Annotated in this window: 12 protein-coding genes, 3 tRNA genes and 1 pseudogene; 8 read left to right on the top strand and 8 right to left on the bottom strand. The window is 49.2% G+C overall.

Annotated features, from left to right (window positions below):
• The first annotated feature begins 319 nt into the window (after window positions 1-319).
• The 4 genes from ACJJIQ_RS08775 to ACJJIQ_RS08760 all read left to right on the top strand — a co-directional run bounded on the left by ACJJIQ_RS08775 (window position 320) and on the right by ACJJIQ_RS08760 (window position 5,365).
• The gene (locus ACJJIQ_RS08775; protein ID WP_413665673.1) at window positions 320-973 is read left to right on the top strand and encodes a response regulator; all 654 of its coding nucleotides are present in this window, start codon (window positions 320-322) and stop codon (window positions 971-973) included.
• 44 nt (window positions 974-1,017) lie between these two features.
• The gene (gene uvrC, locus ACJJIQ_RS08770; RefSeq protein WP_445364355.1) at window positions 1,018-2,832 is read left to right on the top strand and encodes an excinuclease ABC subunit UvrC; all 1,815 of its coding nucleotides are present in this window, start codon (window positions 1,018-1,020) and stop codon (window positions 2,830-2,832) included.
• A 101-nt stretch (window positions 2,833-2,933) separates the two neighbouring features.
• Window positions 2,934-3,497, top strand: a complete 564-nt coding sequence (gene pgsA / locus ACJJIQ_RS08765) for a CDP-diacylglycerol--glycerol-3-phosphate 3-phosphatidyltransferase (protein WP_413665675.1) — start codon at window positions 2,934-2,936, stop codon at window positions 3,495-3,497.
• Window positions 3,498-3,655: 158 nt separating this feature from the next.
• Entirely contained in the window at window positions 3,656-5,365 is a 1,710-nt protein-coding gene (locus ACJJIQ_RS08760) for a sulfatase-like hydrolase/transferase (RefSeq protein ID WP_445364354.1), read from the top strand.
• Window positions 5,366-5,395: 30 nt separating this feature from the next.
• Here ACJJIQ_RS08760 and ACJJIQ_RS08755 read toward each other — a convergent pair whose 3' ends face one another.
• Window positions 5,396-6,004, bottom strand: coding sequence for an LEA/WHy family protein (locus ACJJIQ_RS08755; protein ID WP_445364353.1), 609 nt, complete (start codon window positions 6,002-6,004; stop codon window positions 5,396-5,398).
• Between the two features lie 79 nt (window positions 6,005-6,083).
• Here ACJJIQ_RS08755 and ACJJIQ_RS08750 point away from each other — a divergent pair, with 79 nt between their 5' ends.
• Window positions 6,084-7,250, top strand: coding sequence for a dipeptidase (locus ACJJIQ_RS08750; protein WP_444957572.1), 1,167 nt, complete (start codon window positions 6,084-6,086; stop codon window positions 7,248-7,250).
• Window positions 7,251-7,635: 385 nt separating this feature from the next.
• Window positions 7,636-8,331, top strand: a complete 696-nt coding sequence (locus tag ACJJIQ_RS08745) for a YopT-type cysteine protease domain-containing protein (RefSeq protein ID WP_445364352.1) — start codon at window positions 7,636-7,638, stop codon at window positions 8,329-8,331.
• 160 nt (window positions 8,332-8,491) lie between these two features.
• Here the strand turns inward: ACJJIQ_RS08745 and ACJJIQ_RS08740 are convergent, their stop codons facing one another.
• Window positions 8,492-8,956: a RidA family protein gene (locus ACJJIQ_RS08740; protein ID WP_444912980.1), complete on the bottom strand. Its 465-nt coding sequence runs from the start codon at window positions 8,954-8,956 to the stop codon at window positions 8,492-8,494.
• Window positions 8,957-9,253: 297 nt separating this feature from the next.
• Here ACJJIQ_RS08740 and tnpA point away from each other — a divergent pair.
• A pseudogene (gene tnpA / locus ACJJIQ_RS08735) lies at window positions 9,254-9,681 on the top strand (IS200/IS605 family transposase).
• Between the two features lie 1,349 nt (window positions 9,682-11,030).
• On the opposite strand, the gene ACJJIQ_RS08730 reads toward tnpA, so the two are convergent.
• The 6 genes from ACJJIQ_RS08730 to ACJJIQ_RS08705 form a co-directional block, all read right to left on the bottom strand.
• Window positions 11,031-11,117, bottom strand: a tRNA-Leu gene (locus ACJJIQ_RS08730).
• Window positions 11,118-11,207: 90 nt separating this feature from the next.
• Window positions 11,208-11,281: transfer RNA gene (locus tag ACJJIQ_RS08725), tRNA-Cys, on the bottom strand.
• Window positions 11,282-11,752: 471 nt separating this feature from the next.
• Window positions 11,753-12,979, bottom strand: a complete 1,227-nt coding sequence (locus tag ACJJIQ_RS08720; RefSeq protein WP_445364351.1) for a hypothetical protein — start codon at window positions 12,977-12,979, stop codon at window positions 11,753-11,755.
• Between the two features lie 398 nt (window positions 12,980-13,377).
• Window positions 13,378-15,285, bottom strand: coding sequence for a S8 family serine peptidase (locus ACJJIQ_RS08715; RefSeq protein WP_445364350.1), 1,908 nt, complete (start codon window positions 15,283-15,285; stop codon window positions 13,378-13,380).
• 85 nt (window positions 15,286-15,370) lie between these two features.
• Entirely contained in the window at window positions 15,371-15,604 is a 234-nt protein-coding gene (locus tag ACJJIQ_RS08710; RefSeq protein ID WP_444927718.1) for a hypothetical protein, read from the bottom strand.
• A 91-nt stretch (window positions 15,605-15,695) separates the two neighbouring features.
• The gene (locus ACJJIQ_RS08705; protein ID WP_445364349.1) at window positions 15,696-16,553 is read right to left on the bottom strand and encodes a hypothetical protein; all 858 of its coding nucleotides are present in this window, start codon (window positions 16,551-16,553) and stop codon (window positions 15,696-15,698) included.
• Window positions 16,554-17,676: 1,123 nt separating this feature from the next.
• On the opposite strand from ACJJIQ_RS08705, the gene ACJJIQ_RS08700 reads away from it, so the two are divergent.
• Window positions 17,677-17,753 (top strand) — tRNA-Pro (locus ACJJIQ_RS08700).
• Window positions 17,754-18,174: the final 421 nt, after the last annotated feature.

Here is an 18,174-nt window from a genome sequence, read left to right as displayed (position 1 = left end):
ATAAAATGAATCTTCTATCGCAAATTTTGCGGAAGTGCTCATCTTGATCGCAGAAAAATTAATTGGTACGTTTTTACGCTATAATTAAATGTTATAAAGGCAGCAAGATCCTGTGGTCAAATGTCTGTTCAGCAGCATTTGAAACGGTGCTTCTGCTTTGCAGTAGCGTTTTTGTCTGGTATGTTGCGGTTGGGTTCCGGGGGGACCTACACGGGGTAGTTTCACCGTGAGCTAAAAAGAAGAACGCAGTTTATAGAGCTCGTGCGTTGGGGATGTATACGCGGCGTAGCCACTGCACTTATCCGTAGTTGGGGATAGCTTGATCAAAGTCTTAGTGGTGGATGATCACGATCTTGTGCGAATGGGCATTTCGCGCATGCTGGGTGATGTTGAGGATATAGAAGTCGCCGGAGAGGCAAACTGTGGCGAGGAGGCCCTGGAATTCGTTCGCCGGTCTAATGTTGATGTCATTCTGATGGATGTAAAAATGCCAGGAATGGGCGGCCTTGAAGCGACTAGAAAGCTGCTGCAGCGGTGCCCGGAGGCAAAGGTTGTTGCCGTTAGTGCACTTGATGATGATTTATTCCCGGGCCGCTTGATGCAGGCTGGGGCAATGGGTTACGTGACTAAAGGCGCGGATCTTGAAGAAATGGTTCGAGCGATACGGACGGTTATTTCAGGTGGTGTTTTTATCAGTAATTCCATGGCAACCAAAATGGCGATGCGCAGTGTCAGCGGCCAGGATGATCAGCAATCTCCGTTTGAAAAATTATCTAAAAGGGAATTGCAGACTGCAGACATGATCGTCAATGGCGCCAAGGTTGCGGATATTGCAAAGTCTCTCTCGGTAAGCCCCAAAACGGTGAATAGCTACCGCTACAGGATTTTTGAGAAGTTGGATATTAATAGTGATGTAGAGTTGACGATCCTCGCTGTTAAACACCAAATTCTCGACCCAGATGCTGCACTTTAATTGAAAAGTGGCTGATTTCTTAAAATATTGAGGCCGGTTGCCAGATGTTCGACAGCAAGCGTTTCCTCGCGACAGTAACTCGCAAACCCGGCGTCTACCAGATGTTCGACGCCGAAAATAAAATCCTCTACGTAGGGAAAGCCAAGAACCTTCGCAATCGGTTGTCGAGCTACTTTCGGAGCTCCGGACTAACGACAAAAACCATGGCGCTGGTGCAGCGTATTGGAAACATCGAAGTCACCGTTACGCGCAGTGAAACCGAAGCCCTGGTGCTTGAACAAAGCCTGATCAAGTCCCAGCGGCCCCCATACAATGTGATGCTGAAGGATGATAAAGGGTACCCTTATATCTTTCTTTCCAGCAATGACACTTTTCCCCGTATTGCATTCCACCGTGGTGCCAAGCGCAAGAAAGGCCGATACTTCGGACCTTTTCCAAATGCATCGTCGGTTCGCGACAGCCTGAACTTTTTGCAAAAAACTTTTCGAATCCGCTCTTGTGAAGACAGTGTTTTTCGCAACCGTTCAAGGCCCTGCCTTCAATATCAGATAGAGCGCTGCACCGCTCCCTGTGTCGATTTTATTTCTCCCGAGGACTATCGCCAGGATGTTCGCCACGCAGAGATGTTTCTCACGGGTAAAAGTGACAGCATTATCCAGGAGTTGGCCGATCAAATGGATGAGGCATCCCGGGCGCTGGAATTTGAAAAAGCCGCGAGACTGCGGGACCAAATTTCCGCGCTGCGTCGTCTACAAGCGGATCAGGTAGCTGAGGGGGCAAGTGGCGATGTGGATGTGCTGGGGATAGCCAGTGAGGGCGGCAGCTGTTGCGTACACGTTCTGTTTGTCAGGCAGGGGCGAATTCTGGGGAGTCGCAGTTATTTTCCCAGTGAGCGCCTGGGACTCACACCGCCAGAGCTACTTTCCGCATTTGTCCCGCAATTTTACCTGGGCAGTCCCCGAGAGATCCCCCGTGAGATTTTAGTTTCAGAGGCCTTACAGGATCTCGAACCACTTCAACAGGCTCTTAGCGAGCAGTGTGGTCGCGATGTCGGTATCACCCATAAGTTGCGTGGCAAGCGGGCCACTTGGGTTGAAATGGCGCAACAGGCAGCGCAACAGAATTTGACTAGTCGAACTGCAGCCCAGCAAAAACTCTACAACCGTTTCGAGAAGCTCCAGGAAGTATTAGAACTGGAGCAGCTCCCGGAGAGGCTTGAGTGCTTTGACATCAGCCATTCTTCCGGTGAGGCCACGGTTGCGTCCTGTGTTGTATTTGATACCGGAGGCCCGGTAAAGTCGGATTATCGCCGATTCAATATTGAGGGTATCCAGGCGGGCGATGATTATGCGGCAATGGGGCAGGCGCTAAAGCGGCGCTATACGCGCCTTTCCGGTGGCGAGGGCAAATTCCCGAATATCCTGTTGATCGACGGGGGGAAGGGCCAGGTTACACAAGCGATTGAAGTTCTGAATGAGCTGGGCATCGTCGGAGTGCAAATTATTGGTGTTGCCAAAGGAACTACACGAAAAGCGGGCTTTGAAACATTACATGTGGTTTCCAGTAACAAAGAGCTTGTACTCTCCGCCGACTCATCAGCACTGCACTTAATTCAACAGGTGCGAGACGAAGCGCACCGCTTTGCTATCGCTGGCCACCGGGCAAAACGGGATAAAAAACGCAGGGAGTCTCCTTTGGAAGGTATTGCAGGAGTAGGGCCCACTCGCCGCAGGGCGCTGCTGCGACATTTCGGAGGTTTGCAGGAGCTAAAGCGCGCAACAGTAACGGAGATTGCCAGCGTGGATGGTATCAGCCGGAAATTGGCTCAGGATATATACTCGGCACTACACCACGAGTAGAACAGGATTGAGCTGGCGATTAAATGGCCAGTTTTTTCCAAAGCGTTTCATTTTGCGCGATGGCTTGATAACGTACGCCCTCCGCAAGAATAGAGAAAAGTATGACAATCGCCAATCAACTGACGCTGTTACGTGTTGCTTTGATCCCATTTTTTGTTTTGGTTTTCTATTTGCCGTACAAGTGGAGTTACATTGCTTCTGCTGCAATTTTTGCAGTTGCCGCAATTACCGATTGGCTTGATGGCTATCTCGCCAGAAAATTAAATCAGAGTACTGCCCTAGGTGCCTTTCTGGACCCGGTTGCCGATAAGCTAATGGTGGCTACTGCATTGGTCTTGCTGGTGGGGCTGCATGACAATCCGCTGTTTGCGATTGCTGCGGCGGTGATCATCTGTCGAGAGATCGCGGTTTCTGGGTTGCGGGAGTGGATGGCTGAGCTGGGGCAGCGCAGCAGTGTTGCCGTTTCCTATGTAGGCAAAGTCAAAACCACCGCACAGATGGCAGCAATTCTTGTTCTGCTTGCCTTCGATGTTAGAGAGTTTCCGGTGATGGAAACTATTGGATACCTGCTGCTCTATATCGCTGCCGGCCTCACCTTGTGGACGATGGTGATGTACTTGCGCGCCGCATGGCCGGCCCTTATGGCCGACAGCCGGGATAAGTAGATAGAGGGGAGTTCCTTCTCTCACGAAATTGGCGCCTCGATTCTGGCATTTGCTGGAAAACGAGGCGCTCTTTACCCCGCTTAAACTCGCTCTTCCTCTTCCAAACCCCTGCGCTCCTCTAAATTGTTAGATACTTTTCTGCGATCCATAGGAAGCTCATGTCCGTCAAAAGCCACCTGATTATGATCTGGCTGCTTTGCATCACTCTCAATGTCGAGGGGCAAGTTGTACACGATGCCGAGTTTTATATTCTCAAGATGCAAAACGGCGATCGTTGGGATCAAGAGGATGCGGAACTTGAGCAACGCTTACAGCAGTTGCGGCAGAAATATGGACAGCCACCTAATATCGTATTCCTGCTGTGGGATGACACTGCATTTGGGGCTGTTGGCTTTCCTGCGTTGCAAAAGAACTTTGGCTACTCAACGCCAAACCTAAACCAGATGGCTGCAGAGGGTATCAACTTTACCCGCATGTACTCTGAGCCCTCATGCACACCGACCCGAGCCGCTGCGCTCACCGGACGGCTACCGGTGCGCTATGGCATGGGTGAAGTGGGTATGCCCCATGAGTTTTCCGGTTTGCGCGCTGAAGAAGTCACTATTGCCGAGGTACTTTCGCGAGCGGGTTATACGACAGGCTTTTTCGGCAAGGGGCACCTTGGAGATATCGAGGAGAGTTATTTACACAATCAGGGGTTTGATGAGGCGTTATTCACGCCTATGAACCAGATTACCTCCCTGTTTAACCCCCAGGCAAATGTGGCGAATGCGGTGCTGGGCATGTTCCCCGAAATCTATCCACCTGACCCCTATCAGTTGGACAGCCCTGGTCTGATTCCCGCTGGCTGGGTAATGAATATTGAAGGGAAAAAGGGACAACCCGGGCGAGAGTGGTGCGGAACATCCAACGAGTGCTTCGCTAAGTTTGATCCAGAGGCAGAACAGAGAACGCTGGCGTTTATTCGCCGCAGTGCGGAGCAGAAGAAACCGTTTTTCGTTGCCTACTGGCCCAATCTCCTTAATTTCATGGCGATGTACAACCCCAAGCGCTCGGTAGCTGGGCTGATGGTTGCCGATGCTTTCCCGGCGATGGATAACTTTGTCGGGGTGCTGATGCAAGAATTGAAAAGCTTAGGGCTCGCTGAAAATACCTTGTTCGTTGCAATGGCGGATAACGGCCCTATGGTCCACAGTCCGCCGGCGGGGTGGGGAATGCTGCCCATGTTGTATCGGGGGGGCAAAGGGGATTTTACTGAGGGCGGTGTTCGCGTACCTGCTTTTGCCTGGTGGCCAGGAACTATCGAAGCGGGACAAACGGCAGGGGATATTATTCATATCACTGACCTGTATACGACTTTCGCTCGCTTGGGTGGAGCAACTGATGCTATTCCCACGGATCGCGTCGTTGATGGCCTCGACCAGACCGCTCTGTTCCTAAACGGCGATACTCATGGCCGCCGGGATTATGTATTTATTTATACGGGTAAGGAATTGGGGGCAACAGTAAAGGGGCGATATAAGAGGCATTGGCTGGGAGCGGGGGAGGTGGCAGGGTCGGGGATGCCGGAGGCTTATTACGATTTATATATGGACCCCCGGGAGGAGTCCCCGCAGTTGGTGCCGTTAATTTACACCCAGGGCCAGTTCAATCATATGGTGGCTCGCCACCGTTTATTCAAACGTAAATATCCAGACGTAGCCAGCGGCAAAGGCATACCCTATACCGGGCTGGCCAATGCGCGCCCTGAGACACAGGCTATTGGTGAGCGCGTGCGCGGAGTCATCAGTGAGATGCCATTCACTGTTGAAGACTATCTCGAGTATCAGATCCCCGGTGCCGACAAGGTCGGCGACTGGGGAGATTAAAACGCTATATCCAAAGTGAGTAGGCTTGGACTAGTGGTAGAGGCCCGGATTCTGATTCAGTCGAACTTCGCCACTTCGCTGCACTGTAATGGAAGGCACAATGGACCTGCTCAGGCCAATTTTTGCCTGAAGTTCATAGGGTACCGATTGCTGCCCTCTATTCGCTAATTCAGCGGCGGCGAATAGAGACCCCATCCAGCTTGCAGTTGCGTCTACCGAGATATCATCCTGGCCATAGGGGGCAATGGGCAACAAGTTGTTTGAGGTTCCTGTCATCACTTTATGGCCGGCAAGACTGAGCTTGTAGTAGATCCCGGAGAGGGGTAGCTCTTGGTTGTTGGGGTTGAAAATGCGCAAATGGATTCTGAAGCGCAGATCGCTGCCGACGGCAGGAGGAAGCGGCTCCAGCCCAATAATCTCAACCTCGGGCTGCTGAAAATTGGGCGATAAAGCGGCGCAACCACCCATGAATAGAGCGAATAATACGAGTAAGTTCAGTTGTAAAAGTTTGATCACTGCTTGTCCTTCATTTTTCTCTCTTCTGATAAGTACGAGGTTGGTGTCCCAGCGCTTATTCCACGACCACCACAGTTTTATTTCTCTTGCTTGCTTATTGAGCAACCGCTCGAATTGCTTCATTCTGCGATCCTGATGGATCGAAGAAGGTTGTTGCCTCTGTGCAAACTTCCCCATGGATTTCTACTAATGGAGACAATAGATGAGCAAGTGGTTCATTCTTCTGACAACAATGGTGGTGATATTGTTCGCCAGCTGGAAATGGCTTTTGCTTCCGGCTATTGAAAAGTCGATGAACAAAGTAGAGCCGGGCAAAATTGCAGCGCTGTCACCTGAGGCTAAAGCGCTACACCAAAGTCTATTGGTAGGTGATCTCCACGCAGATAGTTTCCTGTGGGCCAGGGATTTGAGGAAGCGAGCCGACTATGGTCATCTGGACCTTCCCCGGGCGAGAGAAGGTAATCTGGGTATCCAGGTCTTCACATCAGTTACCAAGTCTCCCCGGGGGCAGAACTATCAGAAGAACTCCAGCAAAGCTGGCGATAACATAACCTTATTGGCCATTGCTCAGGCGTGGCCAGTAAAGGCGTGGGGCAGCCTGTATGAGCGGGCGCTCTATCATGCAGAGCGTGTTAATGCGCTACAGCAATCTGCGCCTGACCAAATACGTATCGTCAAAAGTGCGGCAGATTTACAACAGGTGCTTGTAGCAAGGAAGCAGGGCGGAGAGGTTTTGGCCGCACTCCTTGGCACTGAAGGTGCCCATCCTTTGGAAGGGAAGATCGAAAACATCGGTCACCTATACGATGCTGGTTTCCGGGTGATGGGGTTGCAACACTTTTTCGACAATGAGCTGGGTGGCTCCCTGCATGGAGAAAGCGGGCAGGGTTTGAGCGCATTTGGCCGGGAAGCAGTGCAGGAGATGGAAAGGCGCTCTATTGTGATTGACGTCGCCCACTCCTCCGAGCAGGTCGTCCGCGAAGTTTTGGATATTGCCGAGCGCCCAGTGATTGTTTCCCATACCGGGCTTCAAGGGGCGTGCAACTCACGCCGGAATATCAGTGACGAGCTAATGAAGGAGATAGCGGGCAAAGGAGGCTTGGTTGGAATCGGTTTCTGGCCTGGTGCTGTCTGTGATACAAGCCCCAAGAGCATTGTTAAATCCATTCGTTATGCCATTGATACACTGGGTGTGGATCATGTCGCATTGGGGTCGGACTATGACGGCAGTGTAAAGGTTGCATTTGACGTAAGTGAACTGGGCGTGCTTACCGCAGAAATGCTTCGGCAAGGGTTTACTGAAGAAGAGATCCGTAAAGTAATGGGTGAGAACCTGAGAGATTTCTTCCTTACTCAACTTCCCAGTTAATATCATATAGGAAGGTTGAATTTAGATTCCGCAGCCTTCTCAACAGATATATTAGCGCTGGCATTTGATAGCTCACTGTTCTGATGAGTTTGTTATTACCAGCGCAATACTTGCACTCGTATATGATTAAAAATAAATAACTTTCTGCACATATCCAAACGCAATTTAAACTGGAAGTTTGTATCATATTTTGCTCTTTATGCCCTGAAAAGCCAACTGTAACCAAGTGTAATTAAATTCCAGTTTACTTTTTAAAGTGACTTAAAGCTAAAAAAGCCGCAGGAAAATTGATAGAGATAAAACTGTAGGTAAGAAAAATAGAACATGGGCCGCGATACCGCGGATAGGCAAAAGTCCACTATCTCTAAAGAATAGGGAGACCTCCATGTTCAATCCGAAACTAACAGAAACAGAATTTCTATTGGATCAGGCAAATTACATCCAACCCGGTGTCCACAATGACGTCAGGCGTGGAGTTTGTTACGCATTATCCTACATGTGGGTGAGACTCGGCTTGCAACCCGGTGGTCATATAAATATGCACCTCCAGGCAGGACTGCAACAGCGTTACCATAATACGGGAATTGGAAACGCCCTCAACAGAGCAACTCCAGGTATGTTTTTAAGGGCTGTTGGTGGGTCGACCACCACCTTTGGGCAGCCTATCTATACAATGCAAAGGGCAATTTCCGCGCAACAGCAGATCCAGGGAAATGTGATGGGTATATCGTCAGGGTTAAGGACGATCTGTCGGACAGATGGGTATACCGAGCACTGTATCGCCCGTGGGCATCAGTTGAATCCATTTGAGCCTTTCTCCACATTTTTGCGATGGATACGGCAGGGGATGGCCCGCCTTAATCAAGGCTTTGCATTGATAGGATTCCTGGGCCCCAACAGCGGCCATGCAATTGCAATTCAAGTACAGAATGGTAATACCTGGAGACTTTTTGACCCCAATTTTGGTTCCTTTGTATTTAATGGATACAGCCGCTTTAAGGCCGAATTACATCAGCTGGCTTTGATATACCTGGCGATGGGCACTGCTGGTGGAAGCTGGATGATTTCAACTTTTAGATAAGTTAGTAGGGTTGTTTTATTGTCTAGATATCACAGGGTCGCTTAGGCGACCCTGTGCGTTGAGTTTAAGTGCAAGCGTATACTAGAGAATTTAGACCGCAGTAAAAGTCCTAATGAGTCAATTAGGGGGATTAGTCTGGCACTCCCAGTTTTAATATTGACTACTTGGCAGCGATGCACTCAATTTCAATTTGGGCGTCCAGCGCTAGGGACTCCACTGCAAAAGTAGTCCTTGCAGGGTAGGGGGAGGCAAAAGCTTTCTGGTAGATATTGTTGAATTCAGGGAAATTCTTGATATCTGTTAAAATGACCGTGCATTTAACAACATCTTTCATTTCGTAGTCATAGCGCTCCAGAGTTTGCTTTATGTTGTCTAGAGTCTGTTTGGTCTCCGCAGCGAATCCCCCTTGGGCTAACCGCTTAGTCTCCGGTGAAAGCCCTATTTGGCCAGAAAGAAATAGCTGGTTGCCAACTTTTACAGCCTCTGAAAACGGTAGCTTTGAGGCTGATCCTGTTGGGTTCAGAAATTCAACCTGTTCAGCGTCCTTTGCATAACTGGCATTGGAAAGTGAAATAGCGAGAATTGCGAAAATTAACGTTTCTATGGGTGATGTCTTTATCTTCATGGGAATCTCTTTTTTGTAAGTTATGCATAAAAACACGGTTCACTGCATCTTGCGATTGACCATTTTTTACCCTTGGTGGGTACCACGCAAAGCTTGAAATGCTTCCTGGGATAACTGTGTATTGCAACTTATGAGTAGCCGCTTTCTCTTTGGTGAAGTATAACCTGCTAAATCAAGCTAATTAACAAATAGGTAAACCACCGCCTCAGGCGGTGAGACTTGATAAGGCTCTGCCGTTCCGGCGTGCAGAGTAAAAATATGGCCTCCATGAACCGGCAAGTTCTTTAAGGAGGCCATATGCGAGATTGGCAGTGCCAAGCTCACGTGAAACATTATTGCAGGTACCATGTGGTATTTGTGCCCAAGTATCGAAAGAAAGCGTTATTTGGAGACGTGAGATTGGAGCAATATTCCGGGACTTATGTCGTCAAAAAGGCATTGAGTTGGTCGAGGGGTACGCAATGAGGGATCACATTCATATGTTGTTAATGATTCCTCCAAGGTTAAGTGTTTCCAATACGGTTGGGTTTCTGAAAGGGAAATCTGCGATCCAGATATTTCGGAAGTACAAGCATGTGCAGAGAAATTTCACAGGAAGGAATTTTTGGGCTCGGGGCTACTGCGTGAGTACAGTAGGTCTTGATGAGCAAATGATTCGAGAGTACATCAAGAATCAAGAGGTTGAAGAACGCCGGCAAGAGCAGATGCAACTGGCCGGGTTGTAAATAGCCCCCTCTGGGGGCTTTCACCATACCACCCGCTATGCGGGTGGTTGCTGATTGAACAAAGACATTAAAGGGCATATGTGCATATTAGGTGATGAATCTACGCGAGATCTGTATATAAGTTGTATGCCTTGAAGGTGGCGATAGATACGAAAGCTCTCTTGTACTCAGAGTAGCTCCACTCCACTGCTTACCTGAGTTTCGCACTTTACAATACTGGCTCGTTAAACAATAGCGTTCCGGGATACCTGAGTCCGGAGCGCTGCTATGCAAGTGCACTCTTTCCTCCTTAAACAAATCAGATTTTAGCGCTGTATTGAGTGGGCCGATTTCTTTAAATTGAAACCAGTTCACACATTTCATTTAAGGAAATATAGGTTTGCCAGAATTTTGTCCCCACTACAGTGTCTGGGTTCTGAAATGTGATAGCCCTCCCCAGCCCGTCACCAAAAGAGTGGTAAAGCTCGATGCTAAATGCCCCAAGCCCGCCCCTTAAATTGGCGTATAAATCACCGTAAACTGTTCTTATATACAGCTGTATGTATTGACAGTATTTTGATTTGACGGGTAATATATTCGTAGCTGCTTTGGTTTTTATGCAGCAACCATCCTTTCTTGAACCGGCCCCCAAGCCGGTTTTTTTTATTCTCATCCGTGCAAGCTATTTCATTTCTGGTTCTGGAGGCAGGTCTATCTAGTCCCGCGGATGTCCAATGAGTGTAGTAACTCAAGTGGTTTTATTTGCCGGGATTGATATTTCTCGGATGTCCGGTAAATCTGCTTGCCGCTTTCCCTGTAGTCTTCAAGGGTGATTCTAGATTGAAAACAGGTGAAAGCGTTATGGGTTTGATTGCCGCCAGCTGAAGTGGCGGTGGGGTAGAGCGGCAATCAATATTAACGAATACCTTCTTGGTGTGGCCTTGGTCGACGGCTGCGTCCTTTAGTTCGAATCGGGCTCCTCATATAGGCTAAGCGCCTGTATTAAATTCGCTAGACTGCCAAGAAAACGGTAAGTGTAACCACAGTGTAATAAATGCTTTTCATCTTACTTTCCCAGGTACAGGTGATATTTGGCTTCCTGCGGTGAGAAAAATCCCGGTCGTAAATGGCGATGTCGTGTTAGTTGTCGTGGATCGGTAGCCCGGCTGGAAAATCTTTGATGGGTGGCGGGGTGCTCTCTAAATGTGTTTCTTAATCCGGACAGGGAAAGTTGGGAGCCGGTAACTTATAGAACTCTGCCCAGCCAACAAAAATATTAACTGCTGAGGTTCGTATTTATAAAGGGAGGGGGTGCCGGCTCAAAAAGCCTATATCGTAAGGTTTATAACTGTGAAACTATAAGGATCTAGTGGTGCCCGGGGCCGGACTTGAACCGGCACGGCCGTGAAGCCGGGAGATTTTAAGTCTCCTGTGTCTACCAATTCCACCACCCGGGCAGATCCTTTGCGAGAGAGGGCGATGTTTAATAGTTGCCCTTCATTCTCACTTTCATTGCATTCAACAGGATACTGCAATGAAGAGGAAAATGGAGGCTAGGGTCGGAATCGAACCGGCGTACACGGAGTTGCAGTCCGCTGCATGACCACTCTGCCACCTAGCCTTTTTATCCGCCTTTGGCGGAAAAGAACGCTGCGAATTCTATCTGATAAATCTGAAAAATCCTAGCGTTTTCTTATACTTACGTGCGTTTCGCTGTGTAAGTGGGCGCCATTTTAGGGACTCTAGAGGATTAGTCAAGCATTGTTTTCATCAATGTTGCAAACAAGTGAAAAAAAGTAGGAAAAGTTACCTTCTGATGGTGGGGGAGGGCTGTAATAACTTTTAGCGCTGGTGCTCAAGAACCTATTTCCATTTGTTCTAAATTAATCTTCAGGTGTGCTGGCAATCTGTGACCTGTGTTCGATACTGTCTTTATCTGGCTAACACATCTCCCCCAACGTGTTTAGTAATGCTGGTAGGGTGGCTCACATGGCTGCCACCCGGAAGCAAGGATGAAATCCTCCAAGTTTCACTCCTAATGGTCTTGGCCCTGACGCTCTCCCCCCCCGTCGTCAGGGCTTTTTTTTGTCTGCTATTTACTGGAGCCTTTCGTCCGGTCTGTCAGGTTTTCTGTGGCTAATGCATCCACGGGTCTACCGGCTGCTTTCTCAGACAGGGACCTAAACCTTTCCAGAGTCACTTCACCGCGTGTTCGAGCCAGTTCTTGTGCGACGTCATCAATACTTGCCTTGCCATTGCTGGCCTCACGAATCTCTTTATCCAGTTGCTGCATTACCCCGGCCGCACGGGCGGTAATGGGGCCGGACGAGCGTTCGACTAATAGTGAAGGAGCCTTCTTACCCCATTTGATCAGTTTATTCATTGCCTCCTGATAGCGGGTTTCACTGATGCCACCAGTTCGCCTTAAAATCTCCAGGGAGTAAAACTCAGCCAGTCCCTCTACAATCCAATCGCTCTCATCGTCGCCGTGAATTCCCGTGCCCACATGAACTAACTCGTGGATCATGCTGCTGGTGCGGTTGCCGCTGATCAATGGTCGATCAGCATGCATATATAGAGAGCGTGTCCCCGACAGTCCACCGCGCCACATGGGGTCGTCAGCGGTTACGATCAATAGATGATCAGGGAAGAGGGGGAAGATTTTCTTGAGCTCTGGCAGGTTCCAATTTAGGAAGGCCAGGATGTCTTGCCGCCGAATGTTCTCATTTTTAGGGCCTGCAACACGGGTTTCAGTGCCGGCAATCATATCCTGCCGACTGCCAATTTTCCCTACAATCATCCAGCCCTTGGGTCTTACAAACTTACGCTTGGGGTCAGATAGCTCGTATAGGTTATCTTCGATCTCAGGGTAGGGTAGGGCTGCATACCATTGGTCAGGAAGTTCCAGCTTAAGGCGGGCGGTAGAGCGGCCACGGCTGGTCGCCGATACCGGTGCAATCAATTTATCGCTGCGGAGAATTGCCCAGTCTTTGGTGATCCGTGAGTCGTAGCCACCGTTGTTACGCTGGTTGTCTATGACAAAGCGGTACTTGAGGACGGGGTTTTTCCCTTCGGGTTGCCAGGTTGCTTTGTCGCCCTCGATCTTTAGGGGGGTGTCACTTTCCAGGTCCTGATAGCGGCCAGAGCGCAAGTTTAGAACGAGCTTACTTGGCATATCATCACCGCTGAGCGCCATTTCCACCTCAGCCAGCTTGGAGTTGGGTGAGATCTCTGCACTGTAAAGAATCTCATAAGCCTGAACAGCAGGGGATAGAGTGGCGAGTAATAGCGGCAGTGTTAGTAATCGTTTAAGCATCATTTCTTCAGCGGGAAATCCAACAATTAGTCGTTTCGACAGTATCTAAGCCTACAGGTGCCCTTGTGTCATCTTCAAGCAAACTGGTCACAAGCTAGCCAGTTATGAGGTGACAGTTTTGTGCCGCCAGGTTTCATTGGATTGGTTTTCAGATATGCACCACTTAAAAAGAATACACTTACAAAGTCGTTATCATATAGTGGCACATACTAGTAAGCATCTTCCGTATAAGTAAACAAGAAGATAGATATGGGTGGGCCGTCACAAACATCTTTTGAGAGGGCTGGGTTAGTGGGCAGGCATGCCGACTAAGTGGGAATTGAGCGCTACGAAGAACAAGACCGCAGCATAGCTGCGGTCTTGAAGGGTCTTTTGCAGTCTAACTAACGATGGCGACAGAGCTACCAATATCTGATTGCGCGGGGATCAACGAACTGCATACCGTAGGCGCTCAGGGCAAATCCATCTGGAAAACTGCTTACCATTGGTTGCTGGGGGTTAACCGCGGCTATTTCGGAAGGGTAATAGCCTCCCGGCACAAACTGCCCCTGCCAACTGGGTGTAGCTTGAGGGGGGTAGCCCTGTAACGGACTCATAGTAAACCCAGAGTATGGAGTGGCTGGGGAGGGGCCTTGCGCGGTTGCGGCATGAGTACCCGCGGCCCTTGCTTGCTCTTTGGCGGACTCAAAAGCTGAGTTGATACCGAAAAGCTTGGGAACACCTGCGCCAACTCTCTCTGCCCCGAGGGGCATTGGTGCGGCCAAGGATTGGATCAGTTGGAATAAGGCGGTCACTCTGGATACATCTTTCTGCCGGAGCGCACCTTTAAATAATGGATGGTGGGCAAGTAGTAGTGCTGCCAAACCGGTAATATGCGGCGCGGCCATTGATGTACCTGACTGAACATCGAAGCCTTTGTCAGGCACAGACGAAATGATACCCACACCAGGTGCGGCAACAGAAATTTCCTGGCCGAAAGCGCTAAACCTAGGAACAAATAGACCGTCGGCTGATGCTGTTGAGGGTATTACTGTTTGCGCTTCCCAGGAATCTTTGGGGAATTCATTTAGCATTCCAAGAGCGCCTACAGCCATAGCATTTGGGGATCTGGCTGGATACTGGACTGCCCCGCCATTGTTGCCTGCGGCAACTATACAGGCGATACCATGTTGGACCGCTTCCTCGATTTGCTGCTCAACAGCCTCTGATGAATCAGAGCTGCCCAGGCTCATATTCACCACATCAACGCCGAGCTCTATGCAATGTGAGAGTGCATCAATCAAGCTACTAAATTGCCCGCCGGGGAAAACTTTGAATACATAGATTTCGGCTTCAGGAGCAAATCCGCGTATTGCTTCGGAGCCAGAGGGTTGGCCTGTAATAATTCCCGCGCAGTGGGTTCCATGGCCGACGATATCTTCTGCCCAGCTATCGGTATCGTAATTATTGGTGACATCGATACCATTCTTTAAATGGCTCAGTATCGGATGCTTATTGTCCGCACCGGAATCGATGATTGCGATTTTGATACCTTTGCCTGTGTATTCATCGGGTAGCTGGTCCAGGCCCATGTACTTTTGCCCCCAGCCATAGGAGGCATCATTGGGGAAGTTGGGTATGGCTTCGCTTAGGGGTTGGAGTTTCACCAGGTTCACACCGGTGAGCGACAGGGAAGGGCTGCGAATATATTTGTTCCAGAAATCTTTGGCGGGACGGATCAGAAGTGATTTCACTTGAGCGCCGCCGCTTTGCGCAAAAATACTGAGCGCAACTTCCCCTTTATTGTTAGTGACCCCCTCCTGGGGAAAGCCCGCGCTTTCAACAATTATTTGCGCGTCGCGTATGGGCTCACCTTTTGCGCCGATAACGCGGAAGTGCACCTGCTGAGCCTGGACATGGTATTCGCGCAATAGTCCGGGTTGCTGGGCAAAAACTGCGGAAAAGGTCGGTGAATAACTCGCTTGCCCGTAAGAGAGAAGTGAGTCCAGTTCAACGGCGACGTTTGGTGGAGTGGTCTGGTAAAGTGCCGCAGCAGCATCCACATCCATACGGACTTTGTAAATATTGGTGGCCTCATCGGCTGAGGACAGCGTTTTTAGTTTTCTGCCGGGGCGTATTTCACGAAGCACCTCACAACCTGCCTGCCTGGCAATAGTGGAAATCACATGGTGCATTGAGCCCGAGCTCAATGGCTGCACGCCCATGGATTTAGCCATCAGGCTGCGGCGGGGTGAAATAAGTAACTCGACTTTCTCTGCAACCTCGACCGAAGGTTCTCCTGCGGCCTTTTCTTGTCGGGATTCAGTCATGTTCATGTTCCTTCGCTTTCAGTGCGGTACTGATTTAGTACGCGTGTGAAACGTCTGAAAGTGGTGAATCGAGTGGGTTTCAATCTCAATTGAGAGGGTGGACAGGTTGATCCGGATCAATAATTACTTTGCCTCTCAATTTCTTTCTTAGGTCGTCGACGGCATCGGGTGTAGCCACAAGGGTGACGTTGCTTTTGCGCAAAGTAACGTCCTTAACATCGGGGCAATTTGAAGCTTCCTTCACCAGCTCCTCTAGCTCCAGTGTGCTAGCTGATAGCTTACGATTGGGTACGGCTACATATTGCTCAAACTTCTTCATTTTCTTCTCATTGTGACTGCGCTATCCAAAGTAGGGCAGGGGCGAACCCACCCCCAGGAAAAGGGGCGTGAAGCCCCTTTTTGCATCATTTTTAGTGCAGATAAGCTTGTTGCTGAAAGGCTGAGTTGGGTTGCGGCATTGCCTGATAGGGTAGTGGTTGCCCGATGCCACTCAAATTCTGAAAAGGTTGCTGTGGCGGCTGCGGGAAAGCCTGGAATGGCACCGGTTGACTCAGTGGTGCAAAAGCCTGCGGGGGGACCGACCCATACTGCTCTGGAGCCACAGGTGCCAGTTGATTTACCGGTTGGCCGATATAGGTCTGAGGAACGAGGTGTGGCGTGAATTGCGGTGCGGCCTGGTAGGGCAGCAGGTGGTTGAGGCGCGCCAAGTTGTTAAGGAGTTGACCTTGTTGAGGCATGCCAATGTAGTTGCCAAGAGCAGGTGCGGCACGACTAATCAACTCACCGAGGAGACCTTGCGGTGGCAGTTGCGGAGCGGCTTGATAGGGTAAGAGCTGCCCTAGTTGGGCGGCTGCATTGATTAGCTGTGCCTGAGGGTTATTGATGTAATTGGCCAAAACAGGGGCCGCGCGGTTTATCAATTCGCTGAGATAGTTTTGGGGGGCGAACTGAGGTGGAATTTGTGGAGCAAGCTGCTGAGGAATGTGGGGCGCTAACTGTTGTGGAAGCTGTGGTGCGGCCTGGAAGGGCAGTACTTGGCCCAATCCGCCGAGTGCATTGATCAATTGACCTTGTGGTCCACCGACAATGCCACCAACTACCGGAGCTGCACGGCTAATAAACTCTCCCAGCAATCCTTGTGGTGCTAACTGTTGAAGCGGTAGGTATGGCTGGGGGGGAGTGAGTCCGACGACCGGATTAATCGGAGGTACGGCATAGTTTTGTGGTTGTCCAAAGATCCCTTGAGCATATGCATATGGTTGGTACATGAACGTACTCCTCGAGTAGACCAATGACGATAGGGGGGCTATCGCCCAGGTTATTTCATGGTTTACGGGTGAGAATTTTGGAGCTTGATAGAGCCCCGTTTTTAGGATCAGCCTGCTGATAATAAATCGGTAATGAGCTTTCGAGTTGTTGCATCTTGCGACGGACACTCAGCCGACTGATCTGAGTATAGAGAAGCTTTTCAGAAGCACAGGGAAAGTTTGAAAAAAAATGGAGCGGGAAACAAAAAGGTAATGGGGGCGCAATTGTAGTCACCATTTTTCTTAAAATTTTGTAATTTTTCGAAAAGGAATATTTTTTAAAAAATAAAGTCTTACTCGGGATTTGCTACTTAAATGAGTGGTTAATATTCTTGTGGCGTGCAGGATGTTACTCCCTTGTATTGGTGTTAGGGCTCGGGGAAAATCCCCTCGGGTGCCCGGTGAAAAATAGCGGCACTTGTAGAAATATCTGTAAATAGCGAACTGGAATTTAAAGGTAATTGTTTATATCGATGTCTTGGAAAAGAAACTTATAGAACTTATCAGTTCGCTTTTATGTAAAGGTCTACTTACTCAAAACATCAAAAAACGATATCTAGTAGCGTTTCAATATAATTTGTTATGGCCTCACGCTGTATGCCTCTATTGGTCTTTTTTGCTCCAAGTTCTGATGTCCTCTGTGGAGAGCATTGCATTTGTTTATACGTGTGCTCTCAAAACTAAAAGTACTTGATAGTCGTTGAAGATATGTAAATACAAGAAAGTGGATAGAACTAATATCGGTATTTTTTTGGCGACCACAGTTTGCCGTATACGTGAAGAGGGCTTCAGAGAGTGGATAGATTGGTGGAAAGTGTTCGACCCCAGGGAGAACAAGGGATTGGTTGTTAGTTGGCAGACTAAACGGATGTGTCGGAGATTGGGGCAATTACTAGCAACCGTAAAGCTTGGATCTCCAGTGCAGAAAGAGGCGCTTGGAGCCGGGGAGGTCCAGCTATAATGCGGATTAGACTGCCTTTGAGGACAACTCAAAGACCAGTTGTGTCGGCAAAATGACCTATGATGACATTCGCGCCAAAAATTACTTGATCTTTGAAAAATGGATGAGTAGTATTCGCGGCCTCGGTGAGTAGCGCAGCCTGGTAGCGCACTTCGTTCGGGACGAAGGGGTCGGAGGTTCGAATCCTCTCTCACCGACCAGATTTTCAAAGCCCGCTTTTAGCGGGCTTTTTTGTGCCTGAACTCTTTAGCTTGAGCTGACGATAAGCCGTTCAGATTGCCCCTTACTTTCCCTCAGCACATCGCACCTGGAAAAAGTGCAAGCAACTCCTACTTGTACCTTGTTGGGGCCCCACCTTAGACCACTTGCTATTCAACTTCGTCAAATCAGGGGCTAATGCGGAAGCAAACTACAAAAGTCAGATGCGATGGGGACAAATAAAGAATGGGTTTCAGAAATACCGACGAGGCTTTGAGTATGGCTGGCTTAACTATTTATACCGATAAACAACCAAGATACCGATAAACAACCAAGAGACTACACCCTCAAGGCAGCTGTGTAATTACTCATGTAATCCTTTAGAGTAAAAGCTCTGCCAGGAATGAAATCATAAACACAAAA

The sequence above is a fragment of the Microbulbifer maximicatervae (SeqCode) genome, assembly GCF_052468295.1.
This window is presented reverse-complemented; position numbering and strand designations above follow the sequence as displayed.